The organism is Pseudarthrobacter sp. J47 (genome assembly GCF_049810315.1).
In the GTDB taxonomy this organism is placed as follows: Bacteria; Actinomycetota; Actinomycetes; order Actinomycetales; family Micrococcaceae; genus Arthrobacter.
Genome location: NZ_CP187358.1, coordinates 2,237,711 through 2,255,265, shown reverse-complemented (window position 1 = coordinate 2,255,265; position 17,555 = coordinate 2,237,711). Strand labels below are relative to the sequence as shown.

Here is a 17,555-nt window from a genome sequence, read left to right as displayed (position 1 = left end):
TAGAATGGGGTGTGAACGTAGAAGTTCTTCCGCCGGATATGCGTTCACAGCCGGCGGATTTTCTTTGCGCTGATTCCGCCCCACAGGGACGTGGTGCGGTAGAACCGAGGAAGGTAGTTGAGTGAGCCAGACTTCAGATTCTTGTCTTGATACGTGGATGGGCAGGGAAGCTCTTGCCGAGGCCATGATTCCCGTGATCGGCCGGCTGTACCGCGAAAACAACGTGGTGACCAGCATTCACGGACGCAGCCTGATCAACAAGTCCACGATGAACATCCTCAAGGCGCACCGTTTCGCGCGCCGGATGAGCAAGGACGAGCTGCTGCTGGAGGAAACCGCTCCGCTGCTCGATACCCTCGCCGGGCTGGACCTGGGGGCTGCTGCGATCGACATCGCCCGCCTGAACCAGAAGTTCAAGGCCGAAGGTAACGGCGCCACCCTCGAAGAGTTCCTCCGGGCCGAGCTGGCCGAGGTTGTTGGCAAGCGCGGGGCAGATGACCGCACCAGCACCGACGTCGTGCTCTACGGTTTTGGCCGGATCGGCCGGCTCCTGGCCCGTCTCCTGATTGAAAAGGCAGGCGGCGGCCACGGCCTGCGGCTGCGCGCCATTGTGGTCCGCCGCGGCTCCGACAAGGACCTCTCCAAGCGCGCCAGCCTCCTGCGCCGCGACTCCGTGCATGGTTCCTTCGAAGGGACCATCCGCGTTGATGAGGAAGCCAACACCATTACCGCCAATGGTGTCCAGGTCCAGGTCATCTACTCGGACAACCCGGCCACCATTGACTACACCGCCTACGGCATCAAGGACGCCCTGGTGGTGGACAACACCGGACGCTGGCGCGACGCCGAAGGCCTGTCCCAGCACCTGCAGAGCAAGGGCGTGGCCCGGGTCCTGCTGACCGCGCCGGGCAAGGGCGCCCTGAAGAACATCGTGCACGGCATCAACCACGGCAGCATCGAGGACACGGACCGGATTGTGTCCGCGGCTTCCTGCACCACCAACGCCATCACCCCGGTGCTCAAGGCGATCAACGACAAGTTCGGCGTGATCCACGGGCATGTGGAGACGGTGCACTCGTTCACCAACGACCAGAACCTGATCGACAACTTCCACAAGGGTGACCGCCGCGGACGTTCGGCCGCGCTGAACATGGTCATCACCGAGACCGGTGCCGCCACGGCCGTGGCCAAGGCCCTTCCGGAACTGCAGGGCAAGCTTTCGGGCAGCTCCATCCGCGTCCCCACGCCGGACGTTTCGCTGGCCATCCTGAACCTCAGCCTGGAAAACGGCACCACCAAGGAGGAGGTCAACGACTACCTGCGCCAGATGTCCCTGCACTCGGACCTGCGCAAGCAGATCGACTACATCGATTCCCCTGAGGTGGTCTCCACCGACTTCGTCGGATCACGCCGGGCAGGCATCGTTGATGGCCTGGCCACCATCTCCAACGACAAGAACGTGATCCTCTACGTCTGGTACGACAACGAGTTCGGCTACAGCTGCCAGGTTGTCCGCGTGATGGAAGAGATGGCAGGCGTGAACCCGCCCTCATTCCCCGCGAAGGAGCCGGCTGCCGCCCTCGAGGCAATCGCCGCCGTTTAGCTGCAGTCCGCGAAGAAACAAAGGAATCCCGGCTGATCCTCTGGAATCAGCCGGGATTCCGGCTCACACTGGTGGCATGGACACAGAATCAGCCATCGAGCACGAAACCACCCTGGAGCATGCCCTCGACCTGGCCAAGGCCAACGTGAAACAAGCTGCCAAGCTTCTCGACGACGCCAAGGCAGCCCACGCGTCGGGAGATGTTTCCGAGGATCGGGTGCGCCAGCTTGAGGATCTCCTGAAGCTGGCCGAGGAAGACCTCCGCCGGGTTATCCGGGAGCAATAGCGGCCGGGGAGCCCGGAACCGGCCTGCAAGAAGGCCCCACCTTTCCTCCACACTGTGGATATCGGAACGGGTGTCTGCGGTGTGGCTTAGGCTCTGTTGGTGCCCTATAGACGTTCGTCCACCTGTCCGGCCGCGGGATGCCCCGCCCCTCAGAAAGGCCTGCCCGCATGAGCCGCAGCTGGCAGGCCTACCGCCGTGCGCGGCGGCGTTCCCGCCAGGCCTGGCTGGTGCTTGTGGTGATGGCGCTGGGGACCGTCCTGGGGTTGGGCTGGTTCTTTTCCAACGGCCAGTTCGCACTCGCTGAGCCCACCGTTGCGGGGCCCACTGATGTTCCGGTCTTCAACGCCGCATGGATGAAACCCGTCACGTCAGTCCATGCAGTGCCGGATGCCAAAGCTGCTGACGCCGTGGAACTGCTGGCAGTCAAGGGACGGGCCCCCAAGGGCGACTACAGCCGGGAGCAGTTCGGCCAGGCCTGGTTCGACGTCGACAGGAACGGCTGCGATACCCGCAACGACATCCTTCGCAGGGACCTTACGGACGTCACCTTCACCCGGAACTCACAATGCGGAGTTGCAGCAGGAACCCTGGTTGACCCCTACACCGCAAAAGTGGTGGCCTTCCAGCGCGGATCCCAAACCAGCCGCGAAGTCCAGATCGACCACGTGGTCGCATTGTCCGACGCCTGGCAGAAAGGCGCCCAGGAATTGACCCCCGCGCAGCGCCAAGCCCTGGCCAACGATCCGCTCAACCTTATTGCTGCCGACGGCGATGCCAACCAGCAGAAGGGCGCAGGGGACACCGCCACCTGGCTTCCCAAGAACAAATCAATCCGGTGCCACTACGTGGCCCGGCAGGTTTCGGTAAAGATCGCCTACGGGCTGTGGATCACCCAGGCGGAAAAGGACGCCATGAAACGGGTGCTGGGCGCCTGTCCCGAACAGCGGTCGGTCGCCGCGGGCTAGGTCCGGATCATTCGGCGGGCGGCAACTCAAGGCGGCCGTGGCCGAGCTGCCAGGTGCCGCCGTCGTCGATCCTTTCAAGGACGGCGCGCTGCAGGGATGTTTCCCGGGGAAGCACGTCCAGGTCCTCCAGGCCCCGCTTGCGGAAGGTGAAGTACACGGCATCCGCGGGCGCGTCCGTGCATCGGTCCAGGACAAACCGCCGGGCGAAGGCGGCGATGTTGCCGTGGGGGAGTACCCGGCTGAGATAGGGATCCAACATCCAGGAGGAGCACGTTGTAGTAGTCACCGGTTTGTCCGGGAAGTGCGTGGCAAAAAATACCTGGGCCAGCGCCAGGCTGGAATCCACGGCGTCCGGTGCGAGTCCTGCCTGGGGGCCGGTGAGTTCCGGGATGTGGATGTCCAGGACCCACCCGTCGCGCTCCTGGTTGGCAACCAGGTGGAACTGGAGCCGGCCCAACTGGAACATGTTGCCCGCCAACTGGAGCGTCAGCCAAGCCCAGGTTTCGAGCCCGAAGGTCCCGTGCACGCGCCGGTGGATAGCCATTTGCCGGCCGATGTCCGCCAGGATCAGGGCCGAATCGGCGGGGGAAATACCGTGGCGGCCATGCCATTGGACCACCCGCGGTGCGAAGCGAAGGATCGCCTCGATCCAGACTCCCTCGGAGAGCCCCTCGTCCCCTGCAGGCTTGGCGGTGAAAGTACCCAGCCTTGTTTCCAGCCGGCTCATCGCCTGGCGCACGTCAGCGGATGCCGGCCGGGCCAGGAGTCCGGCGCACTGGGCACGGTCCGCCTCGTCAATGCCCAGCAGATCCAGGCGCCGGGTGATGGCACTGGTGTCCAAGGCGTCTGCGTCCAGGGTGCCGCCGTCCACGGAAGCGCCGTCGGAAGCGGGTGCGGGTGCCATCAGTGGCCGAACGGATCGGGATCCACGCCAGGCATCCAGGTCAGGCCCGGAACGCCCCAGCCGCTGCGCTTGGCCTGCTTCATGGCCTTGCGGGCGTACTTGTCGATCAACCGGTTGACGTACAGCTTGCCGTCAAGGTGGTCGTATTCATGCTGGATCACGCGGGCAAACCAGCCAGTGGCTTCGAACTCGATGGGCTGTCCGTTGCCGTCAAAGCCCTGCACCCGGGCCCACTCCGCGCGCTTCAGCGGATAGGCTCCGCCGGGAAAGGAGAGGCAGCCTTCTTCTTCCTCATCGGGGTCAGGCAACGCCCCGGAGACCTTGGACAGCGTGAGTACCGGATTAACAACCACACCGGCCGGTGGTGCACCGTCCTCGTTTGCGTACTTGTAAACAAAGATCCGTTTGCCGACGCCGACTTGCGGCGCCGCGAGGCCCACGCCGTTGGCTGCGTCATTGGTTTCAAACATGTCAGCGATCAGGGTGCGGAGTTCGTCGTCGAAAACCTCCACCTCGGATGCCCGCCGGTGAAGTACCGGCTCGCCCCAGATAGTGATTGGCAGAACGGTCATATCAAGATCCTTCGCGTGAAACCGGATAAACAACAAAGGCCACACCGGGTAACCGGTGCAGCCTTTGTGGTGAACGGATCTGTACCGTCCTGAGCGGGTGAGCTACGGGGGTTGAACCCGCGACCTCCTGGACCACAACCAGGCGCTCTGCCAACTGAGCTAAGCCCACCATGCGCCATTCAAGACCGCCGGTAATCGGCTGTCCGGGAAGGCAACGTCAAATAGTTTACCTGCTGTTTGGGGGCGCTTTGACCACTTTGGCCCTTTTGCCCCAAATTTCCGCAAAACGTGGTGCAGATTACTCCCGGGCCAGCCTGTTACCCGTGGGCGGAGCCGACGATCCGACGTGAAATCGCCTGTGCGGTAGCGGAGTCCGGGCCTGGTGCGGGGACGAAGACTGCCTCGCGGTAATAGCGCAGCTCGTTGATCGAATCCTTGATGTCGCCCAGTGCACGGTGCCCGCCATGCTTGGGCGGCGACTGGAAGTAGGCGCGGGCAAACCAGCGCCGCGACAGTTCCTTGATGGTGCTGACGTCAATCACCCTGTAATGCAGATGCTCGACGACGGCGGGCATGTCCCGTGCCAGGAACACCCGGTCAGTGCCAACCGAGTTTCCGCCAAGCGGGGCGCGGCGTGGATCCGGCACCCACTTTTCGATGTACTCAAGGACTGCGGCCTCGGCCTCGGCCATGGTCTTGCCATGCGGGAGCTCCTCCAGGAGGCCTGAGGTGGTGTGCATCTCCCGGACGAAGCCGCTCATCTGGGCGAGGGCGGCGTCGCTGGGCTTGATGACGACGTCCACGCCGTCCCCCAGGATGTTCAGCTCGGAGTCAGTCACCAGGGCGGCTACTTCGATCAGGGCGTCGTTGCGGGCATCAAGCCCGGTCATTTCGCAGTCGATCCAGACGATGCGTTCGTTAGTAATAGGCACCCCGCCAGCCTACCGGCAACCGCCGGGAGGCCGCGTGGTGCAGTGTGGTGGCGCCTGCGGGAGCGGCGCCGTCCGCGGCCTGAATGGCACTGGCTGATATAATCACCAGGTCCGTTGAACCACTCCTCGAGTCTGTTCCGGCGACGCTTCGACTACGTACCAGAAGGACTTAACCCATCATGAAGGCACGCGGTTCAAGCTCCGACGACTCAGCCGTCGCGCCTTCCAAAGCCTATGTGGCGATCCTCCAGGGCTTTGTTGGTTCGCTGATGATGCTGGTTGGTTCCATCGGGGCCGGTTGGATTGCCAACGGCTCCCCGATGATCCGCCACTGGCTGGTGATCGCCCTCCGTACTGAAGGCTGGGGCGTTACCTTTTCCACGGTCCTCCTGACGGTGGGAGCCATGCTCCTGACCCGGTCATGGCTCCGGCTCGGACAACGGCTGAAGGACTGGGGCGAGGGATCCCTGCGCTCGGTGATGGCGGCGGTGGCGGCCTGGTCCGCGCCCATGATGTTCGCCGTCCCCATCTACTCCCGTGACGTCTACGCATACACAGGCCAGGGCCGCCTGGTCCTCGAAGGCCAGGACCCCTACAACACCGGGATCAGCACGCTCAGCAACTGGTTCTCGCTCGGTGCTGATCCGGCCTGGGCCGAAGCGAAAACGCCATACGGCCCGTACTTCCTGTGGCTGGCGCGGCTGGTTGTTTCGGTGACCGGGGCGCAGCCGGATATCTCGGTGCTGCTCTTCCGCGTCCTGGCGGGCATCGGCGTCGTGCTGTGTGTTATTTACGTCCCCAAGCTCGCCGAACTCCATGGCGTCAGCGGTGCCCGCGCACTCTGGATTGCGGTGGCAAACCCGCTCTTCCTGATCAGTTTTGTCGCCAGCGCACACAATGACGGGCTGATGGTGGGCCTTGCCGTGGCCGGCGTGTATGCCGCAGCCACCGGCCGGCACCTGCTGGGCATCCTGCTGGTGACGGCGTCGATCGGCATCAAACCGATCACCATCCTGCTCCTGCCGTTCCTCGGCCTGATGTGGGCGGGTCCAGGGGCCTCCCTGCTGCGCCGGTTCCTGTTTTGGGCTGCCACCGCCGGGATCAGCTTCGGCGTGCTGGTGCTCAGTGGCATTCCGTATGGCCTGGGCCTGGGCTGGACGTGGGCCATCCTGGACCCGACGCCCGGCTATACGGGGTACTCGCCCTCCGGGCTGATCGGGCAGCAGGTGGAGTGGCTGGCCAATGGGCTGGGCCTGCCCGGCCGCGACATCGCCAGCGTGCTGCGGAGCGGACTGAAGCTGCTCAGCATAGTGGTGGTGCTGGTCCTGATGTTCCGCGGCTCATACCCGCTCCTGGTGCGGCGGCTGGCGCTGGCGTTTGGCGCCGTGGTGATGTTCGCACCCATCATCCAGCCCTGGTACGTGCTCTGGTTCATCCCGTTCCTCGCCGTCACCGGCATCCGCAACGACTGGCAGATCAAGTCCCTGTACATCGTCATTACGTTCTTTGTGGTGTTCGGCGCCCAGGACCAGCTGTTTGTGTGGTCCTTCGTGGAACTGAACGTCTCGGCGTCGTCACTGGCGTCGGTGATTACGCTGGCCTTTACCGTGTACCTGCTGGTGTTCGACCCCCACACCCGGAAGCTACTGGTTGAGGGGAAACCACAGACCTGGCTGCGGTCCAGGAACAAGGCCCTGCTGCCCTAGCCGCCCGGGCGGGGCAGTGACGGCGGGCACCTGGTACCAGGCGCAATGTCAGGCTGCTGCCAGCCTCGCGGCTGCGGCTTTCCTGCCCAGTTCCAGGGTGCGCTGCACGGACCACCACAGAAGCACCACCAGCAGGACGTTCCGCGCCGTCAGCACCGCCGCCATCAGCGGATTCGCATGGATCAGCGGCGTGTAGAACAGCGGATAAATGATGAAGGTGGCCATGGCGATGCCCATCAAGAGGGCTGCCGGCACCTTCCACCGGTGCCAGTCATGGGTCAGCCCGGCAATTACCACCGGGGCCAGCCAGATGATGAACTGTGGCGAGCCAACCTTGTTGAACACTACAAAGGCCGTGGTCATCAGGAGGGCCCCTTCAAGGAACAGCTCCTCGCGTTCGGCGCCCTTGCGCAGGGCCCAGATCAGCAGGGCCGCTCCGCCAACGGCTGCCACGATCAGCAGGGGCTGCATCAGCATCGCTGCCACCGAGGCCCCGGGGCCGTAGACCTCCGTTGAGTTGATGGCCACGTTGTCCGCGATGCGTGAGTCCGCAATTCCCAGGACGCTGAGCCACACCCACGGGGTGGAGAAGGTGGCTTCGAGCTGCATGCCGCGCTCACCCTGGTTGGTCAGGAAGTCCATCAGGTGCGCCGCGCCGCCGGACAGCCACGTGCCGGCCGCCACGACTGCGGTGACCACAACGCCGGACAGGACGATCTGCACGCGCTTCCGGCTGGCGATGACAATGGGCACCAGCACAGCGGCGGGCCACACCTTGATCCACGTGGCAATACTGAGGAGCACACCGGCCACAACCGGGCGGTGTGCGGCCACCAGCAGCGCCACCAGGACGATCGGTCCGGTGATTCCCTCTACGCGGGCGAAGCTCAGGTATCCCATGAATACCGTGAAGAACAGCCACCACCATGCCGGTGCGATGCCGGAGGTGCGGCGGGTGCCGGAGGTCAGGAAGGCAAGCGCGCCGGCGTTGAGGGCGGTGATGATGAGCGTCCAGACCAGCAGGTAGGCATCCGGGCCGGCAATGTTGGCCAGGAAAATGGGCAGCTGCGCCAGGACCGGATAAACCCAGGGGCTGATTTTGCCGTCAAGGTCAGAGGGGTTGTAGCCCGCCGTGGCCCATTGACGGTACTGCTCGGTATCGGAGAACGTACCGCCGCTGAGGAAAAAGCTCGCCATCCAGCCCAGGAAATACAGGTGGACGACGGCGAATCCCCACCACACGCTTGAGGGCCGGGCAAACCAGGCGACGGCGGCCGGCGGCAGCACGGTGTCACGGACCCGCACCAGGCGGTCAAAAAATGAAGCGGAAATGTCAGGACTCCTTGAGTGCGGCCTGGGCGGCAGGCTGCTTGCGGCCCAGCAGGTACAGGCGTCGCAGTGACCAGCAGAAGAGCACCACAAGCAGGACGTTGCGCAGCGTCAGGACCAGGGCCATCACCGGGTTGTTGTGGCTCAGGGCATCGTAGAACAACGGGTAGATGCAGAACGTGGCCAGTCCGATGATGATCAGCATTGCCGCAGGGACGCGCCATTCCCGGAAGGAGTGGGCCAGGCCCACGGCAACGGCGGGGGCAAGCCAGACCATAAATTGCGGCGATCCCACTTTGTTGAACACCACAAACGCAGTAGCCATGGTCAGTGATCCGGCGAGGAGCAGTTCGGTGCGGTCCACGCCGCCGAAGCGGTTGCCGTTGTGCAGGGCCCAGAAGGTCAGCCCGGCCACCAGCAGCGCGGCAACAATCAGCAGGGGCTGCATCAAGGCGGCCATCAACGGGGTGCCAGGTCCGTCCACCTGCATGGAGTTGATGTCAGTGTTCATGTACATGTGCGAATCGCCGATGTTCAGGACGGAGAGCCACAGCCAGGGTGTGGTGAACGTGGCCTCGAGCTGCATACCGCGTTCGCCCTGCTGGGTCAGGAAATTCAACAGCTTCGGCAGCGAGCCGTGAGACGCTGCCAGGACCACGACCAGTGCGGAAACCACTACGCCGGGCAGGACAACCTGGAGTCTGTTCCTGACCACCGTGAAGAGGGAGAGCATCACCGCGGCCGGCCAGACCTTGATCCATGTGCCGATGGCAAGGAGGACGCCTGCCACGAAGGGGCGTTGAACGCCGTAGGCCAGTGCAATGAGTACCAGGGGAGCGGTGAGCCCATCGACCCGGGCGAAGCCCAGCCAGCCAAGGATGAGCACGAAGGAGAGCCACCACCATCCAGCTGCGATTGCCTTGTGGTTCCGGCCCCAGTCGGTGAGCTTGCCCAGGGCAATGGCATCGAGCACCACGATCATCAGTACCCAGAGGAAAAAGTACGGCCCAGGACCGGCGATGCCGGCAAGGAAGAGTGGGACCAGCGCCAGGATCGGGTAGACCCACGGGCTGGGTCCGCCGGACAGCCGGTTGTCATCGAATCCGGCTGCGGCCCACTCACGGTAGATGAACGTGTCGCTGAAGGCCTCGCCCCTGAGGGACAGGATCAGGGCGAAAACAAGGAAACCTGCATGGATGAGGATGAATCCCCACAGCAGGCCACGGGGCGTCAGCAGGACACGTTCCCAGCTGTCCGGAAGGATCCTTCGCCGGAACCGGGTCAGTGCGCTGAAGAATGAATCGGCAGAGATGGGAGGCGTCCTTCTCGGTTGGCGACGGCAGCTGGCGGGCGGCAGTCTGGTTAATGAGTGTCGAAGATTGTAGGCCGGGCATGCCGGAAGGCGCCGGGACGTGTCCATGGTATCCCGGCGGTGCCCGCAGCCCCGGTGCTAGAGTGGCACTATTCCCAGCAGGCGGCGGATCCACAGGTGTTTCCCGGCCACGGACTAAACTCGGACAGGGCTAATCATTAATGGTGACGTCGGATGTGCGCGATCCGGGAGCAGGAGGTTCGGTGATTTTGGCTGAACGCAAAAGCACCCGGGATCCCCTCACCCAATCTCTGATGGCGGCATCGCGGTCCACCATCCTCCAGGGCCTGCTTGGCTCGGTGCTGATGGCCCTGGCGTCGATCGGCCTCGGTTGGCTCGCCGGAAGCAGCGGGTTCATCAGGACCCCGCTGTTCATCTTCGCCCGGACCTCACCCATCGCCGTGATCGCGTCCACCATCATGCTCTGCGTTGGTGCCCTGCTTCTCCTGCGGGCGTGGCTGCGGCTGGCCCAGAGGATGGGGGACTGGGACAGGCACTGCATCCCCGTCCTGAGGAAGGCCTTCTGGATGTGGACGCTGCCGCTGATGGCCTGCCTTCCCTTGTTCAGCAGGGACGTCTACGCGTACATCGGCCAGGGCAGGCTGATGACCCACGGACTGGATCCCTACACCAACGGGATTTCGGCGCTCAGCAACTATTACAACCTTGGCCCGGACACCCTGTGGACCGAGGCGCCCACGCCGTACGGGCCGCTGTGGCTTTGGATCGAGCAGGCATCCGTCGCCGTCAGCTTCGAAATTCCCGAAGTAGCCATCATCCCCTTCCGTTTTGCAGTCCTGGCAGGGCTGGTGCTGCTGGCCGTCTACGCCCCAAAACTGGCGGCCCTCAATGGCTTCAACCCGCAGCGGACCTTATGGCTTGTGGCGTTGAACCCCGTAGTGCTGATCAATTTCATTGCCAGTACGCACAACGACTCCCTGATGCTGGGCCTTTGCGTAGCCGGCATCTATTTCACGGCGGTCAAGCGGCCCATCCTGGGCATTGTCCTGGTCACCGCCTCCATCGCCATTAAGCCGATCACCCTGATCGCACTGCCGTTCGTCGGGCTGCTCTGGGCCGGCCACAAGGCGGGCTGGTCCAGGCGTTTCCTGTGCTGGGCCGGAACACTGGCGCTTTCGATGGGCCTGCTCGCCGTGGCGGGACTGGTCAACGGCCTGGGCTTCGGCTGGATCGGGGCCCTGCAGACGTCCAGTGCGGTCTGGATCTGGTACGCGCCAGTGGGCCTGCTGTCCCACATGCTGGGCCTGATCACCAGCCTTATGGGAGTCTCCGGGGATCCCGTCATCGACGCCGTACAGATGGTGGGGACAGTAGCCTCCATCCTGATCGTCATCTGGCTGACGCTTCGGCCGGCGGACACCGGCCAGTTCGGGGTCCGGCGCTGGTCCGGAGGGTTCCCCGCCGATGTCTCCGAAACCGGCTACCGCACGCTGATGGTGCGCCGGGCCGCCTGGGCGTTCGCCGCCGTCGTGCTCCTTGCCCCCATGATCCAGCCCTGGTACATGATCTGGCTGCTGGCCCTTTTCGCCGTAACCGGCATCGATGAAGGATGGCAACTGCGCGCCGTGTTCTACCTGACCACGTTCTTTGTGCTCATTGCCCTGACGGACCAGCTGAGTGTCTTCCGCTGGATCCCGATCGAACTGGTCCGCGCCGTGGCCATCGCCGTGGGCGTTTCCATGGCCGCCTACCTGATGTTCTTCGACGAAAAAACCCACGTGCTGTTCCGCCAGCCGCGAAAGGCATAGGTCCGCGCCCCATGGACGCCTCATTGGGTCTCTCTGAATGGAACCGGGCCCACCTTGTACCTGGGCTCTGCTCGGTGACCCTGCGTGATTCCACCATCGCGGAGGTGGCCGAAATCGCCGCCGACGCCGGCCTGGCAGGAATCGAATGGGGAACCGACGCGCACGTGGTTGACGAAGCCGCTGCCGGGGAAGCAGCGCAGGCAACAGCTGAAGCCGGGCTGGAAGTCCTGTCGCTGGGGTCTTACTACAGGTTGGGATCCGGTGCCGATTTCCAGGCCGTCGCCGGCCTGGCCGTCCGCGCCGGGGCGCCCCGGATCAGGGTCTGGGCCGGCTCCGTTGCCAGCGCCGGCTCTGACGACTCGCACTGGGCCAACGTTGTAGCAGATGCGAAGCGGGTTGCGGGGATCGCGGGGGAGCACAACCTCACCCTGGCGCTGGAATATCACTCCGGCACGTTGACGGACACCCCGGAAGGTACCGTCAGGCTGCTGGAGGCCATCAATGAACGCAACGTGGGCACGTACTGGCAGCCCGCCGTCGGACTTTCCGACGAAGAGGCGGTGGCCTCCCTGCGGCTGGTGCTGCCGTTTCTGGCTGGCATCCACTGTTTTTCGTGGTGGCCGCAGGATCAGCGGCAGCCGCTGGAAGCCCGGGCCGGTCTGTGGGAGTCCGTAGCGTCAATCCTGCACGGGGACAGCCTCCAGATGGACCTGATGCTCGAGTTCGTACAGGATGACCAGCCCGCAAACCTCCTGCGGGATGCTGACTTCCTCAACGAAGTGGTGCTCCGCGAGGACTAGCCTGTCCAGGCGATGCGCCGCAGCCATGCCGCGCAGAGGGCCGGCCACTGTCCGGCCCCGTCTTCCGCTGCTGCCAGCCCCAGGCCGTGCCTGCCCTGCGGAAAGACGTGCAACTCCACAGGAACCCCCGCCTCGGCCAGGGCGGCGGCGTACCCCAGGCTGTTGGAAACAGGAACCGAGGCGTCGTCAGCCGTGTGCCAGAGGAAGGCGGGCGGCGTCGCCGCGTGGACGTTTTGTTCGGCGGACAGCGCAGCCATCAGTGCATGGCGCTCCGCCGGGAGGGCACCGGACGCGGGGCCAAGGAGGTTATCGACCGAACCCTGGTGGCTGCCCGTCATAAACGAGACCACCGGGTAGCAAAGAATACTGAGGGCCGGAACGGCAGCATCCACATCGAGCCCCGGGTTGCCGGTGGAAACCCCGGTGGACAGCGTGGCAGCCAGGTGCCCGCCGGCAGAGAAGCCCAGGACGCCAACCCGTGCCGGGTCCACGGCCAGCCCATGCCCGCCGTTCCTGATCCAGAGCATGGCGGTCTTGGCGTCTTCCAGCGGTGCAGGATGGCGCTCCGGTGCAACCCTGTAGCGCAGCACGAAGGCATGGATGCCCAGGGAGGAAAGCCATTGTGCAACAGGTTCAGCCTCGTGGTCGGCCTGGCGCTCGTACCCGCCACCGGGCAGGACCAGTACGGCAGGTGCGGCAGATGGCAGGCCAGATCCTGGGGGAGTCACGGCCGGAACAACTGTCAATCCGCGTGGTGGTGCGGTCTTCATCATGTACGTCCTTAGAGAATGGGCTGTTCGGTGCTGTGCCTGAGGGTGACCTGGCCCTGGACCTGGAGGATTTCCTGTCCGTGATGTGGCGAGGCTGCGCTGCGGGTGGCCACGCGGCCGATCTCCTCGAGCGGAAGGTGCACCGTGGACAGCTCAGGGCGGAAGTCGCGGAGAGTTTCGATGTCATCGAAACCGGCGATGGCAGCGTCCTGGGGGATCCGCAGGCCGGCCGAGCGAAGCGCGGCGGCCATGCCGATGGCCATGACGTCGTTGACTGCAAAGATGCACAGCCGCGGCGGTGAATCCGGACCATTCTGCGAACCGGCCCGTGATTCTCTGATCCGTTGGGCCATGGCAACGCCTGCCTCATAGCCGCCGGAACGGTTGAAGGCGTGGTGCAGCACCTCGGCCTCCCGCCTGCCGGCGTCGGCAAGACCCCGCTGGAACCCCCGGATCCGGTCATCTGAGGTGAACAGGCCCGCGGGTCCGCCAAGGATTACAAACTCGCCCTTGTGTTTGCGCGCCAGTTCCGCAGCCAGGGTTGCGGCAAGCTCCTCGTTGGGAACGTTGACCACGTGGTAGCCCTCCGTGGCGGTGGCACCAACCACCGGATGTCCGACGACGGCGACCTGGCCGCCGTTGCGGCAGTAGCGGTCCAGTTCAGCGGCCAGCTCGCGGTTGGCGTCGTCGTCGCCATCTTTTTCGGAGCGGGAACCGGCGATGACGATGGAATCCGCCCGGCGTGCCGCGAAGGCCGCCACCGCGTCCTTTTCTTCTTTGGGTCCACCCTCGGTAGTGGCCAGCAGGACCATGCGTTCCTGCAGTCGGGCTTCTTCCTGGACACCGCGCGCAATGGCTGCGAAGTAGGGATCGGCAATGTCGTGGACGATCAGGCCGATCAGCCCCGAGCTGGACCGGGCCAGGCCCTGTGCCTGGGCGTTTGGTATGTAACCGAGGGAATCTGCTGCCTTGCGGACGCGTTCGGCAATGTCGGATCCTGGCTTGCGGGCAGAGCCGTTCAGGACGCGGGAGGCGGTGGCGGGCGAAACGCCCGCCAGTTTGGCGACCTCTGTCAGGGTGCTTGCTGCCACCGTAGGCTCCTTTGTCCACTTGATTGATCTGGGCAACAGTATGGCAGTTTTGGAATCTGTTGGGAAAGCGCTTGCCAAACCGTGTTGTGACAAGGCATCATTGATCCCAACGGGAATGCGCTTTCCCAATCAACACTTTCTGACTGTTTGAGTAATTTCTGCTCAACTCACCGTGGAGGACCCATGAGCCTGGAAACGAAGACCATCCGTATTGCGATGAACGGCATCACCGGGCGGATGGGATACCGCCAGCACCTGCTCCGTTCCATCCTGCCCATCCGCGACGCCGGTGGATTCACTCTGGCTGACGGCACCAAGGTCCAGGTAGAACCGATCCTGGTGGGCCGCAACGAAGCCAAGATCCGCGAGCTTGCCGAACTCCACAAGGTCTCCGAATGGACCACTGACCTTGATTCGGTCATCAACGACCCCACTGTGGACGTCATCTTCGATGCCTCCATGACCAGCCTGCGCGCTGCCACGCTGAAGAAGGCCATGCTGGCCGGCAAGCACATCTTCACCGAGAAGCCCACGGCGGAGACCCTCGAAGAGGCCATCGAGCTGGCCCGAATCGGCAAGGAAGCCGGCGTGACTGCCGGCGTTGTCCACGACAAGCTGTACCTGCCGGGCCTGGTCAAGCTGCGCCGCCTGGTGGACGAAGGCTTCTTCGGCCGGATCCTGTCCATCCGTGGCGAGTTCGGCTACTGGGTCTTCGAAGGAGACATCCAGGCCGCGCAGCGTCCTTCGTGGAACTACCGCAAGGAAGACGGCGGTGGAATGACCACTGACATGTTCTGCCACTGGAACTACGTCCTCGAAGGCATCATCGGCAAGGTCAAGAGCGTCAACGCCAAGACCGCCACCCACATCCCGGCCCGCTGGGACGAGGCAGGCAAGGAATACAAGGCCACCGCCGACGATGCCTCCTACGGCATCTTCGAGCTCGAGACCCCGGGCGGCGATGAAGTCATCGGCCAGATCAACTCCTCCTGGGCCGTCCGCGTGTACCGCGATGAACTGGTTGAGTTCCAGATCGACGGAACCCACGGCTCTGCTGTTGCCGGCCTGAACAAGTGCGTTGCCCAGCAGCGCGCGCACACCCCGAAGCCCGTCTGGAACCCTGACCTTCCCGTCACGGAGTCCTTCCGCGACCAGTGGCAGGAAGTTCCCGCCAACGCTGACCTGGACAACGGCTTCAAGCTGCAGTGGGAAGAGTTCCTGCGCGACGTCGTTGCCGGCCGCGAACACCGCTTCGGCCTGCTGTCCGCAGCCCGCGGTGTGCAGCTCGCCGAACTGGGCCTGCAGTCCAACGACGAGCGCCGCACCATCGATATCCCGGAGATCACCCTCTAATGACCTCGCTGATCCTTCCCACCAACGACGGCGGCATCCGCCAGTACACGCTCCAGGCACCCACCGTCTGGGCCAAGCCTGATGCCCCGCTGACGTCCCGCCACGCGTACGCTGCGGCCCACGTTATTCCCGAGGTAACCGCCGATAACTTCCCGGGTGCACCGGCCCGCCTGGACTGGGATGCCACCCTGGCGTACCGCCACGAGCTGTGGTCCTATGGCCTGGGCGTTGCCGACGCCATGGACACCGCACAGCGCGGCATGGGCCTGGACTGGGCTGCCACCCAGGAACTGATCAAGCGCTCCGGCGCCGAAGCAGCTTCAGTGGTTGCCGCAGGTGGCGTTGCCACCGCCGGCAAGTCCGTCCGGGACCTCGTCTCCTGCGGCGCCGGCACTGACCAGCTGGACATCGCCTCCATCCCGGCTGGAAAGGCAGGGCTGGACGCCGTCATCGAGGCCTACCGCGAGCAGATCGCCGTAGTCAGCGAAGCGGGACCCAAGGTCATCCTCATGGCCTCCCGCGCACTGGCCAAGGTCGCTACCAGCGCCGAGGACTACCTGTACGTGTACTCGACGCTCCTGGGTGAAGTTGAGCAGCCGCTCATCCTGCACTGGCTTGGCACCATGTTTGACCCCGCCCTCGCCGGCTACTGGGGCTCGGACGACGTCGCCACCGCGACGGAGACGTTCCTCGGCCTGATCCGTGACAACGCTTCCAAGGTTGACGGCGTCAAGGTTTCGCTGCTGGACGCTTCCCACGAGGTCGCCCTGCGCGCTGCCCTGCCGGAAGGTGTCCGCCTCTACACCGGCGACGACTTCAACTACCCGGAGCTGATCGACGGCGACGGCAGCAAGTACTCCGACGCCCTGCTCGGCATCTTCGCAGCCATCTACCCGGCCGCTTCCGTTGCCCTGCAGAAGTACGACGCCGGCGACGCCGCGAAGGCACGCGAAATCCTGGACTCCACCCGTGAGCTGGGCAAGCACATCTTCAGCGCGCCGACGTTCTACTACAAGACCGGCATCGCGTTTATGTCCTGGCTCAACGGCAAGCAGGCCGGTTTCCAGATGGTCGGCGGCCTCCACTCGGGCCGTTCGGTGGTCCACCTGGCCCGCACCTTCGAGCTCGCTGACCAGGCCGGCCTGCTCCGCGACCCCTCGCTGGCAGCCTTCCGCATGTCCGACTTCCTCCGCATCAACGGTGTGGGCGCATGAGCGACTTCAGCCGCCTTGCCCTGAACACGGCGACCACCAAGAAATGGACCCTCGCCGAGGCCGTAGAAGGCTGCGTCAAGGCAGGCATCCCGTCCATCGGCCCGTGGCGCGACCGCGTGGCCGAAGCCGGACTGGAGAACGCCGCCAAGATGATCGCCGACGCCGGCCTCCGGGTATCCTCGCTGTGCCGTGGCGGCTTCCTGACCGCCATCGATGCCGAGGGCCAGGCAGAGGCGCTCGAAGACAACCGCGCCGCCATCATCGAGGCAGCAACGCTGGGCACCCGGGACCTGTTCCTGGTGGTCGGCGGCCTCGCCGAAGGCGAGAAGGACGTCGTCGCAGCCCGCCAGCGCGTGGCTGACCGCCTCGAGCAGCTGGTTCCGTTCGCCGTCGAAAACGGCGTCCGCCTGGTGCTCGAACCGCTGCACCCGATGTACGCAGCCGACCGCGCTCTCATCTCCACGCTTGGCCAGTCGCTTGACCTGGCCGCGCCGTACGACGCTTCCGCCGTCGGCGTTGCCGTGGACACCTTCCACGTGTGGTGGGATCCGGAACTGAAGGCACAGATCGAGCGCGCGGGCCGGGAAAACCGCATCGCGTCCTACCAGGTCTGCGACTTCAACATGCCGATCGCAGCCGACCCGCTGCTCTCCCGCGGCTACATGGGCGACGGCATCGTGGACTTCGCCACGATCGGCACCTGGGTCCGCGATGCGGGCTACACGGGTGACATCGAGGTCGAAATCTTCAACCAGGACATCTGGGACACCAACGGCAACGAAGTCCTTGCCACGGTGAAGCAGCGCTACGAGGAACTGGTTCTTCCGTACGCCTGACCCGTTCCAGCAGTTACTGCACAATGGCCTGCTTCCCCCGATTCGTGGGGGAG

16 protein-coding genes and 1 tRNA gene are annotated in these 17,555 nt (G+C 64.6%); 9 read left to right on the top strand and 8 right to left on the bottom strand.

Going from position 1 to position 17,555, the window contains the following annotated elements; genetic code table 11:
* The first annotated feature begins 157 nt into the window (after nucleotides 1-157).
* From ACPJW8_RS10280 to ACPJW8_RS10270, 3 genes are all read left to right on the top strand, one after another.
* Nucleotides 158-1,603: a glyceraldehyde-3-phosphate dehydrogenase gene (locus ACPJW8_RS10280; RefSeq protein ID WP_425256322.1), complete on the top strand. Its 1,446-nt coding sequence runs from the start codon at nucleotides 158-160 to the stop codon at nucleotides 1,601-1,603.
* A 76-nt stretch (nucleotides 1,604-1,679) separates the two neighbouring features.
* On the top strand, nucleotides 1,680-1,889 hold the full coding sequence (locus ACPJW8_RS10275; RefSeq protein ID WP_330188512.1) for a hypothetical protein: 210 nt from the start codon (nucleotides 1,680-1,682) through the stop codon (nucleotides 1,887-1,889).
* Nucleotides 1,890-2,056: 167 nt separating this feature from the next.
* Nucleotides 2,057-2,854: an HNH endonuclease family protein gene (locus tag ACPJW8_RS10270; RefSeq protein ID WP_330188511.1), complete on the top strand. Its 798-nt coding sequence runs from the start codon at nucleotides 2,057-2,059 to the stop codon at nucleotides 2,852-2,854.
* 7 nt (nucleotides 2,855-2,861) lie between these two features.
* Here ACPJW8_RS10270 and ACPJW8_RS10265 read toward each other — a convergent pair whose 3' ends face one another.
* The 4 genes from ACPJW8_RS10265 to orn all read right to left on the bottom strand — a co-directional run bounded on the left by ACPJW8_RS10265 (nucleotide 2,862) and on the right by orn (nucleotide 5,220).
* The gene (locus ACPJW8_RS10265) at nucleotides 2,862-3,758 is read right to left on the bottom strand and encodes an acyltransferase domain-containing protein (protein ID WP_330188510.1); all 897 of its coding nucleotides are present in this window, start codon (nucleotides 3,756-3,758) and stop codon (nucleotides 2,862-2,864) included.
* Nucleotides 3,758-4,330: a peptide deformylase gene (gene def, locus ACPJW8_RS10260; RefSeq protein ID WP_330188509.1), complete on the bottom strand. Its 573-nt coding sequence runs from the start codon at nucleotides 4,328-4,330 to the stop codon at nucleotides 3,758-3,760. Before def ends, ACPJW8_RS10265 begins: the two co-directional genes overlap by 1 nt.
* A 96-nt stretch (nucleotides 4,331-4,426) precedes the next feature.
* Nucleotides 4,427-4,499, bottom strand: a tRNA-His gene (locus tag ACPJW8_RS10255).
* A 148-nt stretch (nucleotides 4,500-4,647) separates the two neighbouring features.
* Nucleotides 4,648-5,220, bottom strand: coding sequence for an oligoribonuclease (orn, locus tag ACPJW8_RS10250; protein WP_425256476.1), 573 nt, complete (start codon nucleotides 5,218-5,220; stop codon nucleotides 4,648-4,650).
* 221 nt (nucleotides 5,221-5,441) lie between these two features.
* Between orn and mptB (ACPJW8_RS10245) the strand changes: the two genes are divergently transcribed.
* Nucleotides 5,442-6,968, top strand: a complete 1,527-nt coding sequence (gene mptB / locus ACPJW8_RS10245; protein WP_330188507.1) for a polyprenol phosphomannose-dependent alpha 1,6 mannosyltransferase MptB — start codon at nucleotides 5,442-5,444, stop codon at nucleotides 6,966-6,968.
* Nucleotides 6,969-7,016: 48 nt separating this feature from the next.
* Here the strand turns inward: mptB (ACPJW8_RS10245) and ACPJW8_RS10240 are convergent, their stop codons facing one another.
* Both ACPJW8_RS10240 and ACPJW8_RS10235 read right to left on the bottom strand, forming a co-directional pair.
* Nucleotides 7,017-8,273 (bottom strand): glycosyltransferase 87 family protein, encoded by a 1,257-nt coding sequence (locus tag ACPJW8_RS10240; RefSeq protein WP_330188506.1) that lies wholly within the window; start codon nucleotides 8,271-8,273, stop codon nucleotides 7,017-7,019.
* 28 nt (nucleotides 8,274-8,301) lie between these two features.
* Nucleotides 8,302-9,609, bottom strand: coding sequence for a glycosyltransferase 87 family protein (locus ACPJW8_RS10235; protein ID WP_330188524.1), 1,308 nt, complete (start codon nucleotides 9,607-9,609; stop codon nucleotides 8,302-8,304).
* A 263-nt stretch (nucleotides 9,610-9,872) separates the two neighbouring features.
* On the opposite strand from ACPJW8_RS10235, the gene mptB (ACPJW8_RS10230) reads away from it, so the two are divergent.
* A complete protein-coding gene (mptB, locus tag ACPJW8_RS10230) occupies nucleotides 9,873-11,438 on the top strand; it encodes a polyprenol phosphomannose-dependent alpha 1,6 mannosyltransferase MptB (RefSeq protein WP_425256321.1) in 1,566 nt (521 codons plus the stop codon).
* A gap of 74 nt (nucleotides 11,439-11,512) precedes the next feature.
* Nucleotides 11,513-12,238: a sugar phosphate isomerase/epimerase family protein gene (locus ACPJW8_RS10225; RefSeq protein ID WP_425256320.1), complete on the top strand. Its 726-nt coding sequence runs from the start codon at nucleotides 11,513-11,515 to the stop codon at nucleotides 12,236-12,238.
* On the opposite strand, the gene ACPJW8_RS10220 is transcribed toward ACPJW8_RS10225, so the two are convergent.
* The gene (locus ACPJW8_RS10220; protein ID WP_330188503.1) at nucleotides 12,235-13,011 is read right to left on the bottom strand and encodes an alpha/beta hydrolase; all 777 of its coding nucleotides are present in this window, start codon (nucleotides 13,009-13,011) and stop codon (nucleotides 12,235-12,237) included. The genes ACPJW8_RS10225 and ACPJW8_RS10220 overlap by 4 nt on opposite strands.
* An 8-nt stretch (nucleotides 13,012-13,019) precedes the next feature.
* Nucleotides 13,020-14,099, bottom strand: a complete 1,080-nt coding sequence (locus ACPJW8_RS10215; protein WP_330188502.1) for a LacI family DNA-binding transcriptional regulator — start codon at nucleotides 14,097-14,099, stop codon at nucleotides 13,020-13,022.
* Between the two features lie 183 nt (nucleotides 14,100-14,282).
* On the opposite strand from ACPJW8_RS10215, the gene ACPJW8_RS10210 reads away from it, so the two are divergent.
* From ACPJW8_RS10210 to ACPJW8_RS10200, 3 genes are read left to right on the top strand one after another with little or no spacing between them, the layout of a single operon-like run.
* Nucleotides 14,283-15,452 (top strand): Gfo/Idh/MocA family oxidoreductase, encoded by a 1,170-nt coding sequence (locus tag ACPJW8_RS10210; RefSeq protein ID WP_330188501.1) that lies wholly within the window; start codon nucleotides 14,283-14,285, stop codon nucleotides 15,450-15,452.
* On the top strand, nucleotides 15,452-16,666 hold the full coding sequence (locus ACPJW8_RS10205) for a dihydrodipicolinate synthase family protein (RefSeq protein WP_330188500.1): 1,215 nt from the start codon (nucleotides 15,452-15,454) through the stop codon (nucleotides 16,664-16,666). The genes ACPJW8_RS10210 and ACPJW8_RS10205 overlap by 1 nt, the downstream gene beginning before the upstream one ends.
* The gene (locus tag ACPJW8_RS10200; protein ID WP_330188499.1) at nucleotides 16,663-17,502 is read left to right on the top strand and encodes a sugar phosphate isomerase/epimerase family protein; all 840 of its coding nucleotides are present in this window, start codon (nucleotides 16,663-16,665) and stop codon (nucleotides 17,500-17,502) included. The genes ACPJW8_RS10205 and ACPJW8_RS10200 overlap by 4 nt, the downstream gene beginning before the upstream one ends.
* Nucleotides 17,503-17,555 lie beyond the last annotated feature (53 nt).